The following is a 23,352-nucleotide window of genomic DNA, read 5'->3' as shown; positions in this document are numbered from 1 at the left end:
AGAAATCGTGTGATAGGGTTGTATAACCCCACCTCTTCTTACTTTACGGCAGTTTGATATTCATCTTTTCTGTAAAATAAGAAATAAGTTATAACTTTACTTTACTGACGCCAGAATCTGTGAAGTCGTTCGCCAATATAAACTGCGCTGCCGCGTATATAGAAACTATATGCAATGCCTGCATCAACAACTGTCCAGACTGAAGATCGTCCAGTATATCAGTTATATTTCTCTCGCATGGAGTAATACTCTCACTATCGTCTGGTTTCCTCCCAGAATATGGTTTGAGACCGTATGCCAGGAAGCTCGTCACAATATTTGTGTGGCTCGCGGAGTTCGGAGAGGACCTCAGCATCTCAACGAGACAAGTGGGACTCGTCCCAATTTCCTCTTCCATCTCGCGTCGCGCAGCAGCGAGATCCGCGGACCCTTCAACGGAGTCATTGGTATCCACCGCACCACCGACAAGGCCGAGCATGACACTTTGATGGCCGTGCCTGTACTCTTCGACCATTGTAATCATCCCGTCTGATGTGACCGGAACGATGTTGACCCAATTTGGATATTCGAGCACATGGTAAGGCGCGACCCTGCCGCCCGCAGAAGTTATGCAGTCGTCACTGCGCAGCTTTATCCATCGATCCTGATACGTTATTTTTGACGAAACTACGCGCCAGTTTTTTTCGATCATCTTATTCCTCAGAAGCGCTCAAACCTACGTGGCACATGTCTGACGTGGTTAAGAAAAGGAAATGTATAGTATAAACGCGGTCGCGTTATGCGGGTATTTTCCGCTGCTTTTAGATTGCAATTCATATCACACATAAAACAGGTGGTTGTCAATGCGACTGTCATAAAAATGTCATAAATGCGAAAGTGTCGACTTCAAAAAAATTTTATTGCGCTTAAATCAGTATGTTACGCCGCATGGCTGATAAATTTAGTGACCCGCAGGAAGGGCGAACGCGAAAAAAATATTACTCGGTTATGGAAAGGCGCTTGATTAATGCAATTTACAGGAGCATCGTCTCCACCAGCGATATCACATTGGGATGCCTTTGATTATAGTAAGACGGCGTGCCAACAGAGTTCTATACTTCAACGATAAAGGGAGATAAGTGCTCTATGCTTTTTGATGCTCGAGTCGGCGTCGGTCCGATGTCAAAAAATACTATTGATGCTTGCATTGGACTTGCTAACGGCGGCAAGTCGTGCATGGTAATCGCAAGCCGCCGGCAAGTTGATTCAAAGGAGACTGGCGGCGGTTACGTTGAGAGCTGGACAACCCAGGAATTTGCAAGATACGTCAGGGCCCGCGTTTCTGCTGATAGACTTGCGCTTTGCCGCGATCATGGGGGGCCTTGGCAGCATCCTGCAGAGCGAGATTTCTCTCCAGACGAAGCAATGGCTTCATGTCTGAGATCATTTCGGGACGACATTCTTTGTGGGTTTGACCTGCTTCATATCGACACAAGCGCCGAAGGTAAGGGGTTGGCTGATGAGGCTATTGCCATCGACCGTCTGGTCGAACTTTACCGACAATGCCATACGATAGCCCAATCACAGGAGCGAACGGTCGAATTCGAAATCGGCTTCGAGGCTCAAGGCATAGATACAGATCATCCGCGGAAATTTGCTGAAAAGCTTGAAGTCGTTTTGGAGCGCCTTTCACGGTTGGGCCTGCCCCGCCCCCTGTTCGTCGTAGCGCAAACGGGGACGAAGGTTGAAGAAACCCAAAATGTCGGCGCGATCATGTTCGCGTCCGTTGCCGTTCAGTGTGCTAATGAAGGCATGTCGGCGGTTTGTCGTGAAAAAGGCGTTGGACTAAAAGCACATAACGCTGACTATCTTCCGGCTGACAGGATACGGCACCTCCAGCGTTCAGGCATCGCTGCCCTCAACGTTGCACCGGAGTTTGGTGTTGTAGAAACCCGTACAATCTGCAACGTCCTCCGCGATTTCGGGCTACATCGTGAGCTGATCGAGTTTAAGAGTCTTTCAATAAGTTCCGGACTTTGGGTCAAATGGATGCGGGAGGACACTAAGGCAACAGATGATGACCGAGCCGAGATAGCGGGCCACTACACTTTTGGAACTGAACCTTTTCGCAGAATTAGAGATAAACTAAGAGCCTTGTGCACAGCGAAGTCCTTTGATTTAGACGCTCACATTCAAGGGATGATATCGAGACATATCACTCGCTATTTCGACAATTTCGCGTGAAGTCGCGCAGTAGATCGTCAGGATTTATTAAGTGGTTCTGCCGTTTCTCTAAGTGTGGTCAGTCACCCTCCTCAGCTTCAGGGTGTTCGGACTAGCCGCCGGCAATGGTCAACGAAAAGAACGTCAATGCCTAAGATATTATTTTTCATTTCTACGGGGCTCGGTTGGAGAACCGTCGGTCAGAGAATCCGTGATGCAATTCAGCTTCAGGGGGACAATCAGCACGAGTTTGTTTCTTTCTCTGCGTCCAGGCTTGGGCGCCGTTTGATTTGGCACACCGGCTATCACACGGACGACGGTCTGCACATTCCAATATTCGATCCCTATACCGTTGTCTCATGGCAGGCGAACAAGTTCCGATCGCGAATCCGAGAGTTCGATGCGATCGTGGCGGCAACGCAAGCGCAAGCAGCGCCCTTTGTCCGGAATCCCCACGGTGTTCCGATATTCACGGTGATCGACTCCACACGCCGTCTTTATAAGACGGAGTTCGGGGGTAGTCACATCCGCGACGCCGCGATTGCGCGGGAGGGGACGCTCTTTCAAGATTCCGAGCACATAATATCGATATCGAAATGGGCCGCTAACGATGTTGTGAATCACTATGGCATATCGCCCGACAGGGTAAGTGTAGTTCCGGTCGCATCGCAGCCGTCGAGCTATCCGGTCACAGCTTTTCAACCAGAAGGGAGATTAAACGTGCTGTTTGTTGGAGGCGACTTTGAACGCAAGGGCGGCACGGATCTCCTGGAATGGCAGACATCTCACCTGCATCGGTTTATGAATTTGCATTTGGTAACGGAGCGCTCAGCGCAGAGGAGCGAGGTTCCAAACACGACCTGGCACGGACCAGTGCCCAATGAAAAGGTGATACGTGAGCTTCTACCGAATACGCACGTCTTGATCCACCCGACCCATCGCGACTGCAGCGCGATAGTCGTTGCCGAGGCGGCCATGGCAGGCGTCCCGTCAGTCGCTTCGCGGGTCGGGGGAATATCCGAACTTATTGAGGACGGTGTCACCGGTTACCTCTGCCAAATCGGTGATCGGCAACGCTTTATCAGCTCAGTGGAAAACCTTTTCAAAGATCGCAATAAACTTAGAGATATGGGGCGCGAAGCAAGGCTGAGAGCCTGCCGCATACATGAACCTACGGTCGTCTACAAGGAAATTGTCAAGATCGTCGAACGATCCTTGGCCAGCAGACGAAAGGTCGGTCGAATGCGGCTTGGTCAACCGAGACCGTTGGCCGGCTAACTTCCTGGCATCGGCGTCCGTCTTACACAAATTGCGGCAATCAATCACGGCCAGGCTGTTGACCCTTCGTCTGGATGACTCCTCATCCGCTCCCGACGAGATATTGTCCGAAACGAAAGAGCTCGATGTTTCATCCTATTCGCCTGATACTTCGCCGTCCTTCGCTTCTGTTGTTGGCAGTTATGACTTTCATACATGGCTCAGCATACGGCTCAACGCTTCCATATCTCTCTATAACGGCGATTAATGAACTCGGCATAAGTGATCAGGCGTATTCGGTTCTGATGTTCGTAACATCGTTATCAACCGTTTTGATCAGCGTTTCGCTGGGTGTCATTTCGGATTTCACAGGAGATCGGCGGAAGATCATGGTAGCGTTGGCGTCGATCGGCGTCATTGCTTACGGCGCCATTTTCATTTTTCCTTCCCGTTATGTATTCGTCTGCGCCACAGCGCTTGCGATACCGTTCTTCCAGTCCGTGAGTTCGTTCATTTTTATTAGTGTACGCGCAGAAACTGCAGATCTGACCAGTCAGGATTCTGCGGCCGTTAACACGACGATGCGTGCCTTTATGTCCGCTTCGTGGGTCGTTATGCCAGGTACCGTAGGCTTTGCTTTCGCCGGTTCCGGAAGCATGCGGGGGGCATGGGGGGTGGCTGGGTTATGCGCGCTTGCCATCCTGTTCTGTTCTGCTTTCCTCTTACGAAAATCGCGAGATCAACGGGCGGGAATGTCAGGCGGTGCATTTTTTTCCGCGCTTAAGGAAATTGCGGCTCCCTTGATGCTGGCACGTATGATCTCTATGGCATCTTTAACAGGCACAACTCGTTTGGCGAGCACTCTTTGGCCGCTTATCCTTATGATCAAACTAGGAGGCAAGAGCGCAGACGTCGGAATGGTCGCGGGCTTAATTGCGTTGCTCGAAATTCCGTTCATGTTAATCTGGGCTGCGCTTCTCACACGTATTAGCCTTCTTGCTATCCTAGTAATGGGGGGCGTTATCTATGGAGGTTATATGGCTTTGCTGTCCTTTACGACGGCACCGTGGCAGTTTTATCTGCTGGCGCTTCCAGCTGCGGCAGGCGCGGCGGCACTGCTTTCAATGCCGTTGACCTATTTCCAACAGCTTTTTCCCGATCGACCTGGGTTGGGCACGGCCTTTAATCCAATAAACTCCTGCTTGGCAAACGGTCTGATGGCAATTATGTTTGCCTTTGGTGCACCCTTTTTCGGCTACTCGGGCACGGCCTGGTTGGGAGTCACGATGGCAGCTGCTGGCATCGGTGGGCTCCTTGTGCTCGGGGCCGTCCGAAGCTCGACTTAGTATTCAAGTATCGATAGTGAGCCATCTGACGGCCCTTCCTTGCTATCTTCGGCCCAAAGCACTATCTTTGCGGCATAATATCCGCGTCAGGAGTGCCCAAATGTCCGAACCGCAGCTTTCCATCCGCAGCAGCAAGGCACGCGATCTGGCACATGCGCTGGCCAGACGCACCGGCCAACCAATCAACAAGCTCGTCGAAATTGCGCTCGAGCACTACGACCAAGAACTGCGGCAAAAGTCGGCACAGACGCCAGCCGACACGCTTTGGGAGCTGATGGCCGAGGGCCGCCGGTCCGTGCCACCCGGCACCACCTCCGCCCATGACGATCTTTACGACGAAAACGGTTTGCCGAAATGATTGCCGTCGATACGTCGGTGATTGTGGCCACGTCGCTGGGAGAGCCCGAAGCTGAACGGTTTCATGCGCTCGTCACCCGTGAGGAGGTCGTCATTGGCTGGCCGACCTTGCTTGAGGCACGAATGGTGCTCACCGGCAAGAGCTTTCCTAACGCCGCAGCCATCATTTCTCAGCTCGTCGCTTTGCCAAATGTGACCGCTGTGGCCTTCGGCGAGCGGCATTACTATGCTGCCGAGAAGGCCTTCGACCTGTTTGGCAAAGGTCGCCATCCGGCCAGCCTTAACATGGGCGACTGCTATTCGTACGCCGTTGCCGTGATCGCCAAGGCGCCCTTGCTATTCAAGGGGAATGATTTCGGGCGGACGGACGTGAGATGTCATCCCGCATCGGCTACCCAATGACAAGGAAAACGATCGTCCGCACCTCCCCCGCCGATCCGTTGCTGGCGCGCGCCGAAGAGCTCGATGCGCTCGACGCCATCCTGCCCTTCGCCCGCCGCGATCAGCTGGCAACGCTGCTGACCGACGGGGATGTCGCCACCCTCAAGCATCTGGCCAAGGAGGGCATGGGGGCCAACACGCTGCGCGCACTTGCCTCCGATCTGGGCTATCTCGAAGCCTGGTGCGAGTTGGCGACCGGCGCTCCCCTCCCCTGGCCGGCGCCGGAGAGCCTGCTCCTGAAATTCGTCGCCCATCATCTCTGGGACCCGGTCGAACGGGCCGAGGATTCTTCCCACGGCATGCCTGATGACGTCGAGATCGGGTTGCGCGCCAAAGGCCTGCTGCGTGTCGATGGACCGCATGCGCCCGATACCGTCCGCCGGCGACTGACCTCCTGGTCGATCCTCTCCCGCTGGCGTGGCCTAGCGGGATCCTTTACCGCTCCCTCGCTGAAGGCCGCATTGCGACTGGCAGTCCGCGCCGCACCCCGGCAGCGTCGACGTAAAAGCAGACGAGCGATCACCGCCGACGTTCTGACAAAGCTGCTGGCCACCTGTAACGGCGAGCGCCTGGTCGATCTTCGCGATCGCGCCTTGCTGCTGACCGCCTTTGCCTCCGGCGGCCGCCGGCGCTCCGAAGTTGCCGACCTGCGGGTCGAGGATCTGGTCGATGAAGACCAGGTCCATGCCGATCCACGAAACCCCGCCTCCCCCCTCCTGCCGTGTCTCACCGTCCATCTCGGCCGCACGAAGACGACGACGACTGAAGACCAGGCGCATGCCGTTCTGATCGGCCGGCCGGTTGTCGCGTTGAAGCGCTGGATCGAAGAATCAAGGATCGAGAGCGGACCGCTCTTCCGGCGGATCGACCAGTGGGGGAACATCGACCGGCGCGCGCTGACGCCGCAATCGGTCAATCTGATCCTGAAAAGCCGGTGCAAGCTGGCGGGGTTGGACGCAGAGATGTTTTCGGCGCATGGACTGCGGTCCGGCTATCTGACCGAGGCGGCGAACCGCGGCGTGCCGCTGCAAGAAGCCATGCAGCAATCGCTGCACAAGTCAGTGACGCAGGCGGCGAGCTATTATAACAACGCCGAACTGAAGAACGGGCGGGCGGCGCGGTTGCTTGTATAGCGCCGCGTCCCGATTTCTCGGAAAGGCTGCTTGGATTTTCCTTGCAATTCTGGAGTTCTGCTCCATAAATGCGAGGATGATTAACCGTCGAATATCGTCCGAACTGAACGAACTGCTCCGTCGCTGCTGAGTTCACTCCTCTTTGTCGGATCACCGCGAGCCTTTCGCTCTTGTGGACGGCGGAATGTCAGCTCAACTAGATCCTGGGCCATCCGCGCTGACACCCCTCGCCTTCAAACTAGGTCCTGTTCGCTTCACCGAAATCCATCGAACACGTGGGGCCTACCCGAAGGCTGTATTCTTGGCCGATCAAGACTAGCGCAAGAGATCGACTTTCCCATTCCCACGCCTTGTGGAACATCAGCTGCATGAGTAGTCCTGCTCTTGGCTACTCGGCACCATTGGAGGATGATTGCGATGAAGATGCGGATCGACGCGGTCGTGGAGAGGGCGATCAGTGCCGGCAAGATCGTCGGCACTGTCGTAATTGTCGTTAGGGATGGAGAAACCGTCTATAGCCGTGCGGCCGGTTATGCCGATCGCGAAATAGAAAAGCCCATTGAAACCCGAACCATATTCCGGCTGGCGTCGGTGACCAAACCACTCGTAGCAGCGACTGCTCTGGCTCTTATCGATAAAGGTCGGCTAGCCCTTGACAGCCTCGTGCGAGATTATCTTCCCTATTTCCGGCCCCGACAGCCAGATGGGAAAATAGCCGATATCACCATCAAACACCTGCTCACTCATACAGCAGGCCTCAGTTATGGGGCAGACCCCAAAACCACGCCACCGGAGCGGATGTTCAATAGCGGCCTTTCCGATACAGACCTCGATTTCCAGGAGAACTTCAGCCGGCTATCGACCTTCCCGCTGCTGGCAGTGCCGGGCACACTTTGGTCTTACTCGATCGCCATCGATGTTCTTGGAGCGGTCATCGCGCAGATCGAAGGGTGTAGCCTCGATGAAGCGGTGCGTCGTCATGTAACCGGACCGCTCGGGATGAGCGACACGGGTTTCTCAGTCAGTGATCCCCGGCGACTTGCTACACCCTATGCCGATGGCGATCCCAAAGCTGTTAGAATGAGTGACCATCATCTAGTCCCGGACGATGATGGCAACTTGCTGACCTTTGCGCCAACCCGGCTGTTCAACCCAACGGCTTTCCAGTCCGGTGGCGCTGGTATGGTGGGGACGGCACCGGATCTGATCTCCTTTCTTGAAACCATCCGCCAAGGCGGGGCCCCCATCTTGAAGTCTGAGACGGCGAAAGCGGCACTCCTCAACCAGATAGATGACATTCCACGCCCAGGCGAACCAGGACAGGGATTTTCTTTTTTGGGCGCGGTCATCCAGGACCCGGTTTTGGCAGAGTCTCCGATGTCGAAAGGATCGGTAACATGGGGCGGCGTCTATGGACACAGTTGGTTCATCGATCCTGTGAAAGGTATTTCTGCTGCAATCATGTCCAACACAGCGGTAGAGGGCTGCCTTGGAGCCTATCCGCGAGATATCGCACGAGAGATCTGCGCCGCTTGATGTTTGCCGCACCTTCCCGGTGACTTCTGTGCCTCAAAACTTGCCCGAGATGCTGGAGCCGGAGCTGCCCCACGCAAAGCAGCCGCTTTAACGAGATTTCCGCTACGGAAGACCGCCGACGGTCGGGAAAATGATCAGCGTCGGCGTGCCTGGCGATAGTAAGCTGGATCCGGGATCGGAACGGCAGCCATCAGGTTTCGCGTGTAATCGTCGCTTGGGTTTTCGAACACCTGCCGGCGTGTGCCCATTTCCACGATTTTGCCGCTACGCATCACGGCGACGTGATGCGACATCTTCTCGATGACGGCCATGTCGTGCGAAATGAAGAGATAGGCAAGCCCCATCTGTTCCTGGAGCTCGAGCATCAGATCGAGAACGCGTGCGCGTACCGAAACGTCGAGCGCGGCCACGCTCTCATCGGCAACGATCAGCTTCGGTTCGAGCGCCAATGCGCGCGCGATGCAGATGCGCTGGCGCTGCCCGCCCGAAAACTCGTGTGGATAGCGGCTTGCGGCATCCGCCGTTAAGCCGACGCGCTTCAATAGCGCCGCGACGCGATCCTTGCGCTCGGATGCATTGCCGACATTGTGGATCACCAGCGGCTCCGCGATCGCAGAACCGATGCTCATGCGCGGATCCAGTGAAGCATAGGGATCCTGAAAGATCATCTGCGCGGCGCGGCGCACCGGCTGCATTTTAGCGCCCGAGAGCCCATGAACCTCGCGGCCCTCGATCTTCACGCTTCCCGCAAAGCCGATGAGATTGAGGATGGCCTTGCCCGTGGTGGATTTGCCCGATCCGCTCTCGCCCACCAGCCCGAGCGTCTGGCCGGCCTTGATCGTGAAGGACACTTCATTGACCGTGGGCGCGGCGGTCTTGGCCTTGCCGAACAATCCCCTCTTGCCGCCATAGGTTACGCTCAGCTTCTCGACTTCGACGATTGGCGTGGCCGGCGTAACCACGACAGAAGCATTTGAAACGCGCGGCGGTTCATCCGTGCCGGCATGGGTACCGAGGCGCGGCACTGCGGCCAGCAGCTCGCGCGTATAGGCCTGGCTGGGCTTGCCGAAGACATCGAGCGCATCGCCCTGCTCGACGATGCGCCCATGCTGCATGATCGCAACGCGATCGGCCATTTCGGCAACGACGCCCATGTCGTGGGTAATCAGCAGGATCGACGTGTTGAATTCGTCGCGAAGCTCGCGCATCAGCGTCAGGATCTGCGCCTGTACCGTGACGTCAAGCGCGGTAGTCGGCTCGTCGGCGATCAGCACTTTTGGACGACACGACAGGGCCATGGCGATCATGACACGCTGACGCATGCCGCCGGAGAGCTCGTGGGGATATTGGGTCAAGCGCTTGGCGGCGTCGTTGATATGGACGGCATCGAGCATGGACTTGGCGATCTTTGCGGCATCGTCGGCGGTGTCTGCCTGGTGCTCGCGGATGGCCTCGACGAGTTGCGCTCCGATCGTCATGACCGGATTGAGCGAGGTCATCGGCTCCTGAAAGATCATCGCCACCTCACCGCCACGAATCTGCCGCAGGGCGCGGTGCGGAATGCCGACGATATTGCGGCCCTCCAGCAGGATCTCGCCCGCTGCGACCTTCAGCGAAGCCTTGGGAAGCAAGCCCATGATCGAGAGGGAGGTCACCGATTTCCCGGATCCCGACTCGCCCGCAAGACAAAGCGTCCTGCCGGGTTCAAGGTCGAAGCTCACATCATCAAGAATGCGCTTCAACCCTTCCGGCGTTCTAGCATCGACGCTCAGGTTACGGACGGAGAGAACGGCTGAACGGGCGCTTCGATTGCTCACGCGAAGACAATCCTTGGAAAATAGAAGGAAACAACCCAATTCGGCACATCGACGATTTCGCTGATCCTCAGATCTCCGCAAACCGAGCAGAGCATGTAGGCATCGACCGGATTGAGGCCATGCTCGGCCGCGAGCAGGTCGATCATGCGCATGACGGCTTCCTTCGCACCGGTCATCAGATCAGGGCCGATACCGGTCGTCACTTCGTAGCCGGCGCCATCGAGATGTCGCGTGACGGGTTCGGTGGTCGTAAAGCGCGGGGTCTGGAGGTTGGCGCCCTTGACCAGATCGAGCGTCAATTCGACATTCATCTGGCTTTCGATGGCCGTGCCGCAAACTTCGCCGTCGCCCTGCGCCGCGTGCGTGTCGCCGACGGAGAAAAGTGCGCCTTCCGTTTCGATCGGCAGATAGAGCGTGACGCCCGCCGTCAGATCGCGGATGTCCAAATTGCCGCCAACGCGACGGGGCGGAAGAACGGAGTGGAGGCCAGGTTCTGCCGGTGCCACGCCGATCGTTCCCGTAAACGGCTTCAGGGGCACGCGACCGCCCGGACCGAACGCTGAAGGTGCCATGGTGACGCTATCATACTTCCAGACATGCAGCGCCGGGTCCTTGAACTGGTCGGCCAGAAGTCCGAAGCCCGGAATATTTGCCGTCCAGCCGTAACCGATCGGGTGGAATTTGCGGATCGTCACCTTAAGGGCGTCGCCGGGCTTGGCGCCTTCCACATAGACCGGACCGGAGACGGGATTGATCTTGGCAAAGTCGAGATTGACGAGCGTTTCCAGCGTCGCGTCCGCGCCCATCTGACCGCCCGATGAATCCATGCATTCGAACAGGATGGTTTCGCCGGGCTTTGCTGTCAGGGCCGGCGGAAAGTCCTTATTCCAGCCGAAATTATGCTGCGCGCGATGAATAGTGTGAGTGCAGGCGATGCACATGATGGTCTCCGAGTTCAATTCCGCTGGCTTTGGCCCGCCTCCCCCGCGTAGCGGGGGAGGCGAATTGGTCGTCTTCTTGGCTTATTGCTTCACGAAGATCGCGTCATAGTTGATGACGCGAGTCGGATCGACATAGACATTGCCAGATCCGCCCATGCGCAGCGACTTGGCAACCACGCGGCGCTCGTTCATGACGGGTACCCAGGGAGCATCGGCCATGATGTCGGTGAAGATCTTGCCCCAGGCTGCCTGGCGCTCGACTACCTTGGCCGGATCCGACATGGAGTCGGCGGCAACGGCGCGTTCGTCCAGGGCCTTGTTGCAGTACCACGACCAGTTCCAGCCACCCGGAACGGCACCGGAGCAACCGAGAATGGGGCCATAGAAGTTGGACGGATCGGGGAAGTCGGCGATCCAGGCCATGCCGCCCGACCAGATCATCGGCGCTTCGCCTTCTGTTCCGCCGGCAGAGATGACATTGGCTTGGGCAAGAGCGCGAACCTCGGCCTTGATGCCGATTGCAGCCAGATCCTGCTGAATCGACTGCGCGATGCGCGGCTGCGGGTCGGTATTGGTCGAGTAGAGCACGGTCGAGAAGCCATCGGGATAGCCGGCCTCGGCAAGCAGCGTCTTTGCCTTCTTCGCGTCGTAGGCAAAGCCCTGGAACGACTTGTCATAGCCCGGCATCAGCGGCGGCAGAACCTGATTTGCCGGCGTGGCGCGGCCATTGAGGATGCGCGTAATGCGATCCTTGTTGACGGCCATGTTAACTGCTTGGCGAACCTTTAGATTGTCGAACGGCTTCACCTTGGTGTTGAGCGTAATGTAGCCGGTATGCAGCTGCTCACCATCGACGATCATCCTCGCGCCGTCCGGAGAGCTCCTGATCTCCAGGAATTTTGCAGGCGGAATGCCATCGCCGACGATATCGACTTCACCCTTCTGCAGTCGCAGGAGCGCGACGAGCGGCTCCTGTCCGACTTCGACCGTGAAGCTGTCAACATGCGGAAGACCTTTGGCGAAGTAGTCCTTATTACGCTCGAAGACGAGCTTCTGGCCGATGGTCCAGTCCTTGAGGATGAAGGTGCCGGAGCCGACTGGCTTCTTGCCGAAGTCGCCATTTGCGGCCTCCACGGCTTCCTTCGGCACGACGGAAGCGAAATTGATTGCCAGCACATGCAGGAAGGTCGCATCCGGGCGGCTCAGATGGAAAACGACCGTATCTGCGTCCGGGGCTTCGATACCCGGAAGAATGTCGGCCTTGCCGGCGGCCATGTCCTCATAGCCCTTGATCGCGCCGAAGAAGCCGGCACCGGGACCCTGCGTCTTCGGATTGACCGCACGCTCGATAGAGTATTTGACGTCCGAAGCGACAATCTCGCGTCCATTCGAGAACTTCACACCCTTGTGCAGCTTGAAGGTGTAGGTCAGGCCGTCCGGGGAAACGGTGAAGCTTTCGGCCAGCGACGGGACGAGCTTTGCCGTACCCGGTTCGTAATCCATCAAACGGGAAAACAGGCTCTTGATCATCGACCAGTTCACCCAGTCGTAGCCGACGGCCGGGTCGAGCGTGGTGATATCGTCCTTATAGGTAACGGTGATACTGCCGCCCTCAGTCGGTTGATCGGAGGCATGGCCGACCAGCGGCGTGAGGACCAGCATGGCAGCCGTGGTCGTTCTGAGTAACCAGCTTTTGAACATAGGTTAGTTCCCCTTCTTGGTGTGATTCAATGCGAACGAATGCGTGGATCGATGAGCGGCGCGATAAGATCGGCGGCCAGATTGCCGAGAATAATGGCGAGCGCAGAAGTGAGCGTAACCCCCATGATGATGGGAATGTCCACTTGCTGGATCGCCTGCCAGGCCAGCTGGCCGATGCCCGGCCAGCCATAGACGGCCTCGACCACCACCACACCGCCCATGAACTGGCCGATGTCGATGCCGATCATGGCAATGATCGGCAGGATGGCGTTCGGCAGGGCATGGCGCAGGATGATGCGCCGCCCCGATAAGCCTTTTGCGCGTGCGGTGCGGATGAAATCCTGGTTCAGCACATCGATCATGGCGGAACGGACCATGCGGGCATACCAGCCGGCGCCAAGAAGGCCAAGCGTGGCCGCCGGCAGCACGATGTTCGAGAAGCTGCCGTAGCCGCTCATCGGGAACCAGCCCAGCGTGGCCGCAAAGAGATAAAGCAGAAACAATGCCACGACGAATTGCGGCGCAGACACGCCGACGAAGGCCGACGCCATGACGAGCCGGTCGGTCGGGCCGCCGCGATCGAGCGCCGCGATGATCCCGAGCGTCAGGCCAAGCAGCACTTCCACGAAGATGCCTGCCGCCATCAAGGTGATCGTCGCCGGCAGGCGGGCCAGGATGAGGGTGGTGACCTGTGTTTTCTGCGCATAGGAGCGGCCGAGATCCCCCTGCAGCAGGCCCTTCAGATAGTGCATGAATTGCGCCGGCAGCGGCTGGTCGAGACCAAGTTCGCGGCGGATATTGTCAACTGTCTGCGGGGTGGCGCTGCGGCCGGCGATCATGCGCGCCGGGTCGGCCGGTAGCGCGTAGAGCAGAATGAAGGTAATGGCGGCGACGCCGAGAAGAATGAGCGCCGATTGAACGAGACGCCGCGCAAGGACGTTCAGCATCAGCCTCTGCCCCTCTGGGTCGGATCGAGAATGTCGCGCAGCGCGTCACCGACCAGATTGAAAGCGAGGGCCGTCAGCAGAATGACCGCGCCGGGGAAGAAGACGAGCCAGGGGGCCGCCTGGAAATAGCTTTGGCTTTCGAAGATGATATTGCCCCAGGATGGTTGCGGCGGCTGCACCCCGACGCCTAGGAAGGATAGTGTCGCTTCCAGAAGAACGGTCGTTGCGATGCCGAGCGTTCCCCAGACGATGGCGGTCGGCACGAGATGCGGCAATATGTGCAGGATAACGATGCGCGCATGGCCGGCGCCGAGCGCCCGTTCGGCCATGATGAAGTCGCGTTTCACCAGTGCGCGCGTTTCGGTGTAGACGATGCGAGCCACCTGCACCCAGTTCACAAGCGCAATGACCATAGCGACGATCCAAAGGCTGGGCTTCAGGATTGCGGCAAGCACAATGGCGAGCAAAAGGGCGGGAAAGGCCGTCATCAGATCGGTGAAGCGCATCAGCAGACTGCCGCCCCAACCGCGCAGATAGCCGGCCATGATGCCGACGAAAAGGCCAATCGTCACGGCGACTCCGTTGGCGACGAGACCGATGACCAGGGACGTCCTCGCGCCGAACAGCAGCCTCGAAAACAGGTCGCGGCCGAGCGTGTCGGTGCCAAGCAGGAATTGCCCGCCGGGCGGTATAGGCGCTCCTTCCAGGGTCAGGCCATCGAACATCTGATTGTCGGGGTCGAACGGCGCAAGCCACGGCGCCGCGATCGCCATGGTGACGACGGTCACCACAATGATGATGCCGAACAGCCCTGCGGGTTGTCGGCAAAGTTCCTTGAATATCCGCATTAACCGACCTCGGAGAGTGTCTCGGAGCCGACCAGGAAGAAGGCGGCGATTTGTTCGACCGGAAGACGCCGGCGCATGGCGCAATTTCTCAAGATCGCATAGGCGCCTTCGTCATCGACCTTGCGCTCGGCCTTGAGCCGTTCGATTGCGGTGAAGACGACCGGTCGCAGTTTCAGACGCTCTTCCAGATGGGCGATACGCCCTGCTGTGGTCAGACGTTCTTCATGAATGGACACCGCCAGCACAAGTGCTGGAAAGACGGCAGATGCCGTCACCGGCTTTTGAATGATGGCGCCGGCACCCTGGCGCAGGGCCCAGGCGATACGGGCGGGCGCTTCCGAACCGAGCACGGCAACGACGGGACGCAACGGTTTGTCGCCGCTCCATGGGATCAACTCATCCCAACCACGATCGACGTCGACGACGACCAGATTCGGTAGGTCGTTGGCCGGGATTGGCTTCCATTGGCGGTTCACCCGCATGCCGAGAACGATCAGCTGGCGGTTCAGCCTCTCTGTATTGGTATCGTCTTCCGCAAGGAGCGTGACATGCCAGCCGGCGAAATTGGGTGTGCCGTTCATGACTGCACCACCCGTAGATGCCGTGTCGGCTTCTGTCTGATCGTGATCAGGTAGGGATCGGCGGGAATGGCCGGCTCAGAAGCGATCAGATCGAATCCATGCTGGGCGTTGATACGCCCGAGATAGAAGGGGAGCGCGGCGTGGTTCGTCGTCGGATCAACCACCAGGTTGCCAAGCACCGATGGCCAGGAGCGCGAAACGACCTCTTGCCGTACCATCAAGGGGTCGTCGCTGCCTGATGCTTCGATTGCGGCGATGCAAAGGGCGACGGCGGTGTAAGAGCTGGCAAAGATGGTCGAGATCTTGCCGATCTCCGGCCTCCATGTTTTCAGACGGGACTTGAAGGCGATGTTTTCGCTGGTGTCCAAGCCATCGAAATAGGAAAGCGCTGAAAGTTGGCCGACGGCGCCGCCGGCAATATCCGTCAGCTCGCATTCGGTCAGGTCGCAGCTGGCGACCGGGCAATTTTCCGGCAGGAACGCCGGGTCGCGTTTCCCGAGTTCGGCGATCGCAGCCAGAAAAGCATAGCTCGAAGGGCCGATCAGGTTGTTGAGAATGAAACTCGGCCGCTTCTCAGCAATATCGGCGACAATGCGCTCGACGGCGGTTTCTTCAAGCGGCAGATAGCGTTCACCGAGGATCGTTCCGCCTGCATTGACGATCAGCTCGCGGGCGAGCCGGTTCATCTCCCAGCCCCAGACATAATTGGCGCCCACGAGATAAGGCCGTGACCCGTGACGCGGAATGAGATGTTCGAATAGCGGGATGAGATGCTGATTGGGGCAGGCACCGATGTAGATGACGTTTTCGTTCGCTTCGAACCCTTCGTACGGACACATGTACCACAGCAGGCCGTCATGCTTCTCGACAAGCGGAATGACTTCCTTGCGGGCGGCGGATGTGATCGTGCCGATGATATGCCGGCAACCGCTGTCACGCATCAAGCTGCGCGCGCCCTCGAGATAGGCGGCCAGATCTGCATGCGGATTGAAGAAGACGAGCTCCGCCTTGCGGCCACCATTGCGGCGATAATCGTGAAGGGCAAATTCGGCGCCAAGTTGAGCCTCGCGCCCCAACAAACCGTATGGCCCGGTGGTCGAGTAGAGAATGCCGATCTTCACGGCGGTCTGCATCGCATCTCCCAAAACAAAAAACCCCACAACGCATTTCCCGGAAACCGGGACGTTGTGGGGGCGCTATTGCCCTTCGACAATCGAAGTCATGTTAATAAAACGAGCATATTTGCTCATATCTTGAGCGTGATTAAAATACGGTCACCTTGGCTTTGTCAAGTTGATAGCGATAGCGAATTGAGGGCTGTAAAATTTTCGAAGCCGCAGAAATCGATCTCCGCCGTTTCCGCCAGCGGGCCTTCTGTAGAAACAAGATCGCCTCGGGGAAGATGACAATGCAAGCAGAGCCCTCTTTCGTCGAGTCCATAATTTTGGTTGACGCCCGGAGCCTCGCAATAATCTGCTCGATACCGCGCAAAATCACAGGCGGAAACTATCATGGATTATACTTCCATATCGAGAAATTATATATATACTTCAATCTATTAACAGGTCTTGCATTGAGGTATGATACTGGCACTCAAAGGTAAAAAGAGCGGATTTGGGGGCGGCGTCGCTAGATCGGCAATTGTGCCATTCCCCATCCTCGATCATAATCCGTGGTGTGGTAGAGCAGATGCTTGAGGTGAGTAACGAAGAGGCTCCATGACGAGGTTCGATATTAACCGCGGTCGCAATGCATCGGTGCCCTGATAGCCTCGCGCCGCTCACCGTGCCGAAACTGCGACGACTACTCCTCGCCCAGATCCCTTCCGATTTGGCCGATTGGTTGGACTTCGTGGCGTTGAACGCGTTGGTGGCATTCCAATGGCAGCTTGGACCTATAGGGGTTGCAAGTTTAACATTGGCGCTAGCGTTACCCTATGTTGTTCTCGCCCCCGCCGTTGGCGTTCTGGTGGATCGCGCGGATCAACGAACGCTGCTGGTAGCGAGTAACCTCATACGCGCCATTTCAACGGCGGCATTTGTTCTAGCGCCAAATCTCGTTGTGCTCCTCGGATGCGTCGTCATCAAATCCAGTGCCGACGCTTTGTTCACGCCGGCAAAGCAGGCCGCACTTCCACTTCTTACGACCCCTGATCGATTGTTGGCGGCAAATAGTCTCAGCCACGTCATCAATCAGCTCACCAAGATTATCGGCCCGGCCTTGGGTGGAATTCTGACGGTATTTCTCGACCTGCAGCAGATTTTCTTGGTGAACGCGGGTCTGTCCCTGATCGCAGCCATGATTCTCTTGGGCTTGCCCGGTGGTTTGCGCGCAGATCGCAGTGGAACCACAAAGGGAAAATTTGGCGAGGAATTTGCCGACGGACTGAGACATATTCGCCGCAAGCCAGTCCTGGCTACCGCCATTGTGGCTATGGTTCTCGGCTATTTTCTAATCTTCCTTTACGACGGGCTGATCGCACTCCTGGTCAAGGAGATCGGGCTTTCGAGCGCCTTGCTCGGAGCCTCCGTTGCGTCCGCAGGAACCGGCGGAGTAATTGGCGCTTTGCTTCTGGGACAGTTCTTCGCGCGGCGCGATCCTTTTCAGCTGATGATCGGTTCAGGCCTTGTCGGGGGACTGTTAATTGCCGCGATGGGCCACGTCGGACGCGGCGATATCGAGATGTCTGCCGTAAGTTTTTGCGCACTCCTATTTGCCACAGGTTTGGCCAGCGCCGGCTTTTTTGTCCCTTACCGCGTGGTTCTACAGAGGGAGACACCGCTTGAGCTTTTGGGGCGCGTTGCCGCGGTAGGCGAGGGACTTAGTGCGGTAGCGATGATGACCGCTCCACCGCTTGGAGCAGCGCTGGCGGAGATGGCTGGGATATCCACACCATATTTGATCAGCGGCTATGCCACGGCCTTTCTGGCATGTTCGTTGCTCATTGCAAGACGGTGTATGGGAACGAGAGATGAAGGGGTAGACGCCACGTAGAGGGGGCTACCAGTCCCCAAATCTGCCTCGCATACTACTGTAGGCGCCTGAACATACTGTCGTCCTCCGGACGCCAATCGTCGCTTTTTAGAAAGTGTCCTTCCCACTAGCATTTCCACTTTATCACTTGCCGGTCGGAAGTCCGCTTGGTGCACTCTCTTTCACGCACGAGGATGGTAATGGGAGCTTATGATTAGACTCCTGTTAACCATCTTGCGTTTAAAGATTGTTAATCGAGAGGCAAACCCGCCCTCCCAGTTTTTGCGAATTATCGTTCATGTCGATCATCCACGCACTCGGCGCAAATAGCGGCCGCCTCATCAGAATCACCTTTGGTCCTGGGGGCCGCGAGCGCCCGCCGGTGCGCGCGACGGGCCAGGCGAAACTTGCCAAAGCGCGCATCATGATGCTCGCGGGTGGGCTGCTCGTCTGCTATGTGGCGATCTTCGCCAGGCTTACCTATTTCGACATGGAGTCGAGGACCGACACCTCGGCAATTCCTCCGGATCATGTCAGCGCCGCGCGTCCCGATATCGTCGACAGAAACGGCGAATTGCTTGCAACGGATATCCGCACAGTTTCGATGTTTGCCGAGCCCAACCGTGTAATCGATCCGGACGAGGCAGTGGAAAAAATCGCCTCGATCTTTCCCGATATCGACCGCAAATCCCTTTATAAGAAGCTTGCTGATCGCCGCTCGCATTTTGCCTGGCTGCGCCGGCAGCTGACGCCGAAGGAACAGAGCGAAATCCTGGCGCTCGGCATTCCGGCGATCGGATTTCGGCCTGAGGTCAAGCGCTTCTATCCGGGCGGACGAACCGCTGCCCATATTCTCGGCTATGTCGACATCGACAACCACGGCGTTGCCGGCATGGAGAAATATCTCGACATGCAGGGCCTGTCGGATCTCGCATCGACGGGCCTGACGAGCCGCGACCAACTGGAGCCCGTGCGGCTTTCGATCGACCTGCGCGTTCAGAACATCGTCCACGACGTGGTGTCGGATGCGATCGGCCGCTACCAGAGTCAGGCGGCCGGCGCCGTCATTCTCGACATCCACACCGGCGAAGTCCTAGCCATGGCTTCGGCACCCGACTTCGATCCAAACGATCCGCAGACTGATGTCAAAGGCTGGCTGAACCGCATGTCGAACGGCACCGACGAGATGGGATCGGTTTTCAAGACCTTCTCGATCGCGATGGCCATCGATACCGGCACGGTCAAGCTGACGGACACCTTCGACGCCAGCTCTCCCCTGCACTACGGCGGCTTCACCATCCATGACGATCGCGACGTGCCGCGGCGTGTCCTGTCGATCCCGGAAATCTTCCGTTATTCGTCCAACATCGGCACGGCCAAAATGATGGACAAGGTGGGCATGACCATCCAGAAGAGCTACCTGACCCGCTTCGGTCTGCTGTCGAAAATGCAGACGGAACTGCCTGAGGTGAAAGCGCCGAGCCAGCCAAAGGTTTGGAAGAAGCTCAACTCCATAACCATTGCCTTTGGCCACGGCGTCGCCACGACACCGATGCAGACTGCCGTTGCTGGCGCAGCCCTCATCGACGGCGGCAAACTGATCGAGCCGTCCTTTCTTCCGCGCACGCAGGAGGAGGCGGAGAAGACCGAAACGATGGTCGTTAAGAAAAGCACCAGCGATACGATACGTTACCTCTTCCGGCTGAATGGCGAGCAGGGCACGGGCCGAGCGGCCGACGTTCCCGGCTATCATGTCGGCGGGAAGACCGGTACCGCAAACAAGGTCATTCACGGCGTCTATTCGCACAAGCTCAGTTTCAATTCATTCCTCGCAGCATTCCCCATGGATAACCCGAAATACGTAGTGCTGGCCTTCATCGACCAGCCGTTGACGGGTGTGCACAACCTGAATCTTGCTGCCGAAACGGCAGCTCCCATGGTTCACGATATTATTGCCCACGCCGCGCCACTGCTCGGTGTCGAGCCGGATTTCGGATCGAACCTGCTGGCCGCATATTAAGGATCACGCTCGCTCTGAAGCGTCGCGGCTGCAGCCACGCGGGATAAAATGGCGGCCCGCCCGCGTGATTCAGCCTGCGGTTTATCTTCCCGCCGAAATCGTCCTGGCAAGGCTGACCAGGTTTCTGCTCCGCCGCATAGCGCCCCAATGCTAGGAATCCCGTACAATCAAAACCCTGACAGCTGTCAGGGTTTACGGTCCAAGCTTATTGATAGGCAGCATGACATATGTTGTCTTCCGACCCGTCGCCTTACGCAGGGTAGATCTTTCCATACCGCCTCCCACGTCCGCCTATTGGAAAACCCTGACAGCTGTCAGGGTTTTGTTGTGAGCGCGAAAACTGGAGAGAGCTTTTCCGAAGCCGCCACAAACGACTTTGAGGTGCCGTCAACGCTAGAGAACTTCACATCATATCGTTACCGCCATCTGTTTCCTCGGTGTAATCTGCCGGGCGCCCAGCAAGATTTGCAAATGGAGTGGACCATACTGTCTGCCCCTTCATTCAGCCCAATAAAGGGGGGTCGGCTCATGCTCACCGGATCCCACACCGCTTTTGCGCTAGGCGCGGGGTAAAAATAGCCGGCGAACAATCGCAGGAACAGGAGAGCCGAAATGAGGCCCGCTTCACAGTTTTTCATCGCTGAAACCGACGGATGGGTTGTTAGTCATCGCGCGAACTCTGCCCTCCCCGGCTATCTTGTCGTTGCCTCGAAGAGATCTGCAGATGATCTGTCAGACTTATCCGATGACGATTTGCGCGAAATCGGTCCGTTGTTGGCGCTGTTTCAAGCTGCCCTGAAGGAGGAGCTCCGCGTTCCGCGCGTCTATATCGGGCGCTATGGTCACAGCTCCGGACTCGCTTTTCATTTCCATATCATTCCTATCTATGAGTGGGTCGAGAAACTGTTCTGGCGAGACGCCCGATATCGGCTCCTCGGGCAATTTACGGAAGGGGAGGAGGAAAGCGAAACGGACGGCGCCGAACTAACCCTGTTCGTCTGGCGGGAGTTCTGCGAACGTGCGCTGCCGCCTCCTATCCAAGGACCGACCGTTTCCGAAGCAATCGACCTTCTACGCAAGACAATACGTCTCCGTTTGCGGGCTATCTGAAGGATGTTGCTGAACGACAATTTGCTTGACTATTCCCTCCCGTGTCTTGCTATACATCACAAAACAAGCGGAATATCTCGCTGTTCATACCCGAATTCAGCACCGTCTAACTGCCAGATTTCTCAGCGAAAATTTCTAATCCCGAAGCTATATGGGCATTAGCTTCCATAAGCCATATCGCGTTAACTGAACTTTTTATCGACCGCGAGATGTGCACCCATTGGCGCCGATTTTTTCTTCAGCAGAGGGGAAATAGCCTCTGAGCGAGTAATCCGAGCGCAGTTATTCGCGGTTCCATTCCCACATTCGTGCATGACCGTTCCAATGACTCTATCTCACTGGAATAATGATGAGACATAATGCACTGCGTATTGTCGATTAAACCGGGATCTAATCTCTGAAGCTCGATTCTACCCCTTTCGAAAATTCGTCGAGCGAGTTGCTGCCGCTAAAGTTCATTACAAAATCGTAAGGGTGCTATTCATTTTCGGTTAAGCCTTAATCGGTCATCAAAGTCATGCGTAAACACGCAGCATCACCCCCAATGCTTATGAGGTTTCACATGAAAAGCCTGCTTCTCTCTACTGCCATCGCCCTGGCTTCGGTCGTTGCCGTCAGCGCTCCCTCCCAGGCGGCTCCATTTCATCGTCATCACCACAATTGCTTTGTAAAAACCGTAAAGCATAGGGTTCATGGCCATTGGGTGGTTCGCAAGGAGCGCATCTGCCGTTAACCCAATGTGCAGCTTTGGCCGTCGGCAAGGTTCGATGGCCAAAGCTGAATGGCTTGCCGCAGCCATAGCGCACAAGAGGATGTATATCCTGGGGCCTCTTTCCTGTGTTGACCCGAAGGCTCATTCCGATCGCGTACCGTTGGTGTCTCGGAACCGGCGCATCTCAGCAAGCCGATCTGATATGTCATGAAACTTCTAACAAGATATCGCCGTACCCCGCGTTTGTGCGAAGCAACGCCATAAGTACCGGACCAAGTGAAAATTCGCCGCGTTTTGCCTTGCCCGCAAGATCGCGTAGATAAGCACCGGCTGAGTTGATATGTCCTGATCGCTCGAGAATGCAGGCCATCGTCACGGCGGCATTTTCCGGCCCCATCGTCTCGCAAGCCTGCTGATAGGCCGAGGGCGTGACACCCAGCATCGATCGTACCACGATGGCTGCAGACATGAGATCTCGCCAATTGCTGATCACGCCTGCAGGGGCATAGGAGCTAATTTCGGGGCATGCCTTCAGCACGAGAGCTAACGGGAAGATGCGCATCGGCTCTTTTTGTCGCTCGTCCGTTTTCCGAGATCTTGCTTCCAACTTTGTTCGAAAGCCTGGTTCAAGTTCATTAAAGGATTCGGGATTCGAATTCTTTATGTGGCGCTCACCATGGGCATCATTGGTGCTATAATTTCCAATTTTTTGCTGTTTTTCCAGCAGGTTGATGATTTCGCCGCGCAGTAGCTCCATATCACTGAGAATAGAGGTGACCTCAGACATCGTCGGGGAGCGAGGAATGCGCGCGAGGAGGGCGCTATAGGTTTCTTCGATCCGAGGCCAGTCGCCCTCGACGCATTCCGTGATAGCCGCCGCAATCAGTTTACGGACGTCGCGCCGGCAAATTGTCAGGCTCTCCTTGGCCCGCCGAAAGGTGATCCGATCTGCCACGACCTGTTGAGCCATGATTGCAAGCTCTTCGGCGCGCAACAACAGCGGTGAGATATCGAAGCCGAATGCGTTTTCGATCTCGCCTGTTCGGCCTTTTCTCGCATAGCGCTTGCCATTGGCGCTATCCTTGCGAACGATCAGGCCAGCCTCTACGAGAAATGCCAGATGCCTGCGAAGCGTGGCGCCTGCAATGCCATGGGCTCGTAAGGTCAATTGCGTATTGGAGGGAAAGACGATGAGCTTGGCGTCCTGACGAAGTTCATTGTCGGGATAAAAACTCAGCAACGCGTCGAGTACCGCCAAGCTGCGATCCTGCAGACCGAGCTTTTCTCGTGCTTCGGATATGTCTCGAAAGACTTTCCATTTATCGGCCGTCTTGTTTGGTTCGATCGCGGACGTGGCGACCTGCCGTCTCATTAAGGCAAGCGTCATCGGCCGCCGCCCAAAGGGCGTCGTCACACTTCCGTTCTGCATT

General features: G+C 56.9%; 19 protein-coding genes. 10 read left to right on the top strand and 9 right to left on the bottom strand.

Features of this window, described 5'->3' with window-relative positions:
* Positions 1 to 88: 88 nt before the first annotated feature.
* Complete coding sequence (locus FHX05_RS26285) at positions 89 to 691, bottom strand: NUDIX hydrolase (protein WP_183875542.1); 603 nt, start codon at positions 689 to 691, stop codon at positions 89 to 91.
* Between the two features lie 434 nt (positions 692 to 1,125).
* Here FHX05_RS26285 and FHX05_RS26280 point away from each other — a divergent pair, with 434 nt between their 5' ends.
* From FHX05_RS26280 to FHX05_RS26250, 7 genes are all read left to right on the top strand, one after another.
* On the top strand, positions 1,126 to 2,223 hold the full coding sequence (locus FHX05_RS26280) for a class II D-tagatose-bisphosphate aldolase, non-catalytic subunit (RefSeq protein ID WP_183875540.1): 1,098 nt from the start codon (positions 1,126 to 1,128) through the stop codon (positions 2,221 to 2,223).
* A 126-nt stretch (positions 2,224 to 2,349) separates the two neighbouring features.
* Positions 2,350 to 3,480, top strand: a complete 1,131-nt coding sequence (locus FHX05_RS26275; protein ID WP_183875538.1) for a glycosyltransferase family 4 protein — start codon at positions 2,350 to 2,352, stop codon at positions 3,478 to 3,480.
* Between the two features lie 125 nt (positions 3,481 to 3,605).
* A complete protein-coding gene (locus FHX05_RS26270; RefSeq protein WP_183875536.1) occupies positions 3,606 to 4,805 on the top strand; it encodes an MFS transporter in 1,200 nt (399 codons plus the stop codon).
* A 100-nt stretch (positions 4,806 to 4,905) separates the two neighbouring features.
* Positions 4,906 to 5,163: a type II toxin-antitoxin system VapB family antitoxin gene (locus tag FHX05_RS26265; protein ID WP_112611358.1), complete on the top strand. Its 258-nt coding sequence runs from the start codon at positions 4,906 to 4,908 to the stop codon at positions 5,161 to 5,163.
* Positions 5,160 to 5,564 (top strand): type II toxin-antitoxin system VapC family toxin, encoded by a 405-nt coding sequence (locus FHX05_RS26260; RefSeq protein ID WP_183875534.1) that lies wholly within the window; start codon positions 5,160 to 5,162, stop codon positions 5,562 to 5,564. Before FHX05_RS26265 ends, FHX05_RS26260 begins: the two co-directional genes overlap by 4 nt.
* Entirely contained in the window at positions 5,561 to 6,736 is a 1,176-nt protein-coding gene (locus FHX05_RS26255; protein WP_183875532.1) for a site-specific integrase, read from the top strand. Before FHX05_RS26260 ends, FHX05_RS26255 begins: the two co-directional genes overlap by 4 nt.
* Before the next feature lie 417 nt (positions 6,737 to 7,153).
* Positions 7,154 to 8,272, top strand: coding sequence for a serine hydrolase domain-containing protein (locus FHX05_RS26250; RefSeq protein ID WP_183875530.1), 1,119 nt, complete (start codon positions 7,154 to 7,156; stop codon positions 8,270 to 8,272).
* A 134-nt stretch (positions 8,273 to 8,406) separates the two neighbouring features.
* On the opposite strand, the gene FHX05_RS26245 is transcribed toward FHX05_RS26250, so the two are convergent.
* The 7 genes from FHX05_RS26245 to FHX05_RS26215 form a co-directional block, all read right to left on the bottom strand.
* Positions 8,407 to 10,089 carry an ABC transporter ATP-binding protein gene (locus FHX05_RS26245; protein ID WP_183875527.1) on the bottom strand — a complete coding sequence of 561 codons (1,683 nt, stop codon included), beginning with the start codon at positions 10,087 to 10,089 and terminating at the stop codon, positions 8,407 to 8,409.
* Positions 10,086 to 11,030: an acetamidase/formamidase family protein gene (locus FHX05_RS26240; RefSeq protein WP_183875525.1), complete on the bottom strand. Its 945-nt coding sequence runs from the start codon at positions 11,028 to 11,030 to the stop codon at positions 10,086 to 10,088. Before FHX05_RS26240 ends, FHX05_RS26245 begins: the two co-directional genes overlap by 4 nt.
* Positions 11,031 to 11,111: 81 nt before the next feature.
* Entirely contained in the window at positions 11,112 to 12,731 is a 1,620-nt protein-coding gene (locus FHX05_RS26235) for an ABC transporter substrate-binding protein (RefSeq protein WP_183875523.1), read from the bottom strand.
* 26 nt (positions 12,732 to 12,757) lie between these two features.
* The gene (locus FHX05_RS26230; RefSeq protein ID WP_183875521.1) at positions 12,758 to 13,678 is read right to left on the bottom strand and encodes an ABC transporter permease; all 921 of its coding nucleotides are present in this window, start codon (positions 13,676 to 13,678) and stop codon (positions 12,758 to 12,760) included.
* Positions 13,678 to 14,526, bottom strand: a complete 849-nt coding sequence (locus FHX05_RS26225) for an ABC transporter permease (RefSeq protein WP_183875519.1) — start codon at positions 14,524 to 14,526, stop codon at positions 13,678 to 13,680. The genes FHX05_RS26230 and FHX05_RS26225 overlap by 1 nt, the downstream gene beginning before the upstream one ends.
* A complete protein-coding gene (locus tag FHX05_RS26220) occupies positions 14,526 to 15,107 on the bottom strand; it encodes an ANTAR domain-containing protein (RefSeq protein ID WP_183875517.1) in 582 nt (193 codons plus the stop codon). Before FHX05_RS26220 ends, FHX05_RS26225 begins: the two co-directional genes overlap by 1 nt.
* Positions 15,104 to 16,240, bottom strand: coding sequence for a transporter substrate-binding protein (locus tag FHX05_RS26215; RefSeq protein WP_183875515.1), 1,137 nt, complete (start codon positions 16,238 to 16,240; stop codon positions 15,104 to 15,106). Before FHX05_RS26215 ends, FHX05_RS26220 begins: the two co-directional genes overlap by 4 nt.
* 616 nt (positions 16,241 to 16,856) lie before the next feature.
* Here FHX05_RS26215 and FHX05_RS26210 point away from each other — a divergent pair.
* The 3 genes from FHX05_RS26210 to FHX05_RS26200 all read left to right on the top strand — a co-directional run bounded on the left by FHX05_RS26210 (position 16,857) and on the right by FHX05_RS26200 (position 21,210).
* Entirely contained in the window at positions 16,857 to 18,101 is a 1,245-nt protein-coding gene (locus FHX05_RS26210) for an MFS transporter (protein WP_246699110.1), read from the top strand.
* Positions 18,102 to 18,378: 277 nt separating this feature from the next.
* Entirely contained in the window at positions 18,379 to 20,100 is a 1,722-nt protein-coding gene (locus tag FHX05_RS26205) for a penicillin-binding protein 2 (protein WP_183875511.1), read from the top strand.
* A 612-nt stretch (positions 20,101 to 20,712) separates the two neighbouring features.
* Positions 20,713 to 21,210, top strand: a complete 498-nt coding sequence (locus FHX05_RS26200) for an HIT domain-containing protein (protein ID WP_183875509.1) — start codon at positions 20,713 to 20,715, stop codon at positions 21,208 to 21,210.
* A 917-nt stretch (positions 21,211 to 22,127) separates the two neighbouring features.
* On the opposite strand, the gene repC is transcribed toward FHX05_RS26200, so the two are convergent.
* Positions 22,128 to 23,351 carry a plasmid replication protein RepC gene (gene repC / locus FHX05_RS26195; protein ID WP_183875506.1) on the bottom strand — a complete coding sequence of 408 codons (1,224 nt, stop codon included), beginning with the start codon at positions 23,349 to 23,351 and terminating at the stop codon, positions 22,128 to 22,130.
* Between the last annotated feature and the right edge of the window lies 1 nt (position 23,352).

This window comes from Rhizobium sp. BK491, from assembly GCF_014194925.1.
Taxonomy (GTDB): domain Bacteria; phylum Pseudomonadota; class Alphaproteobacteria; order Rhizobiales; family Rhizobiaceae; genus Rhizobium.
Note: the sequence above shows the minus strand (reverse complement) of the source record. Positions and strands in the feature narration are given on the sequence as shown.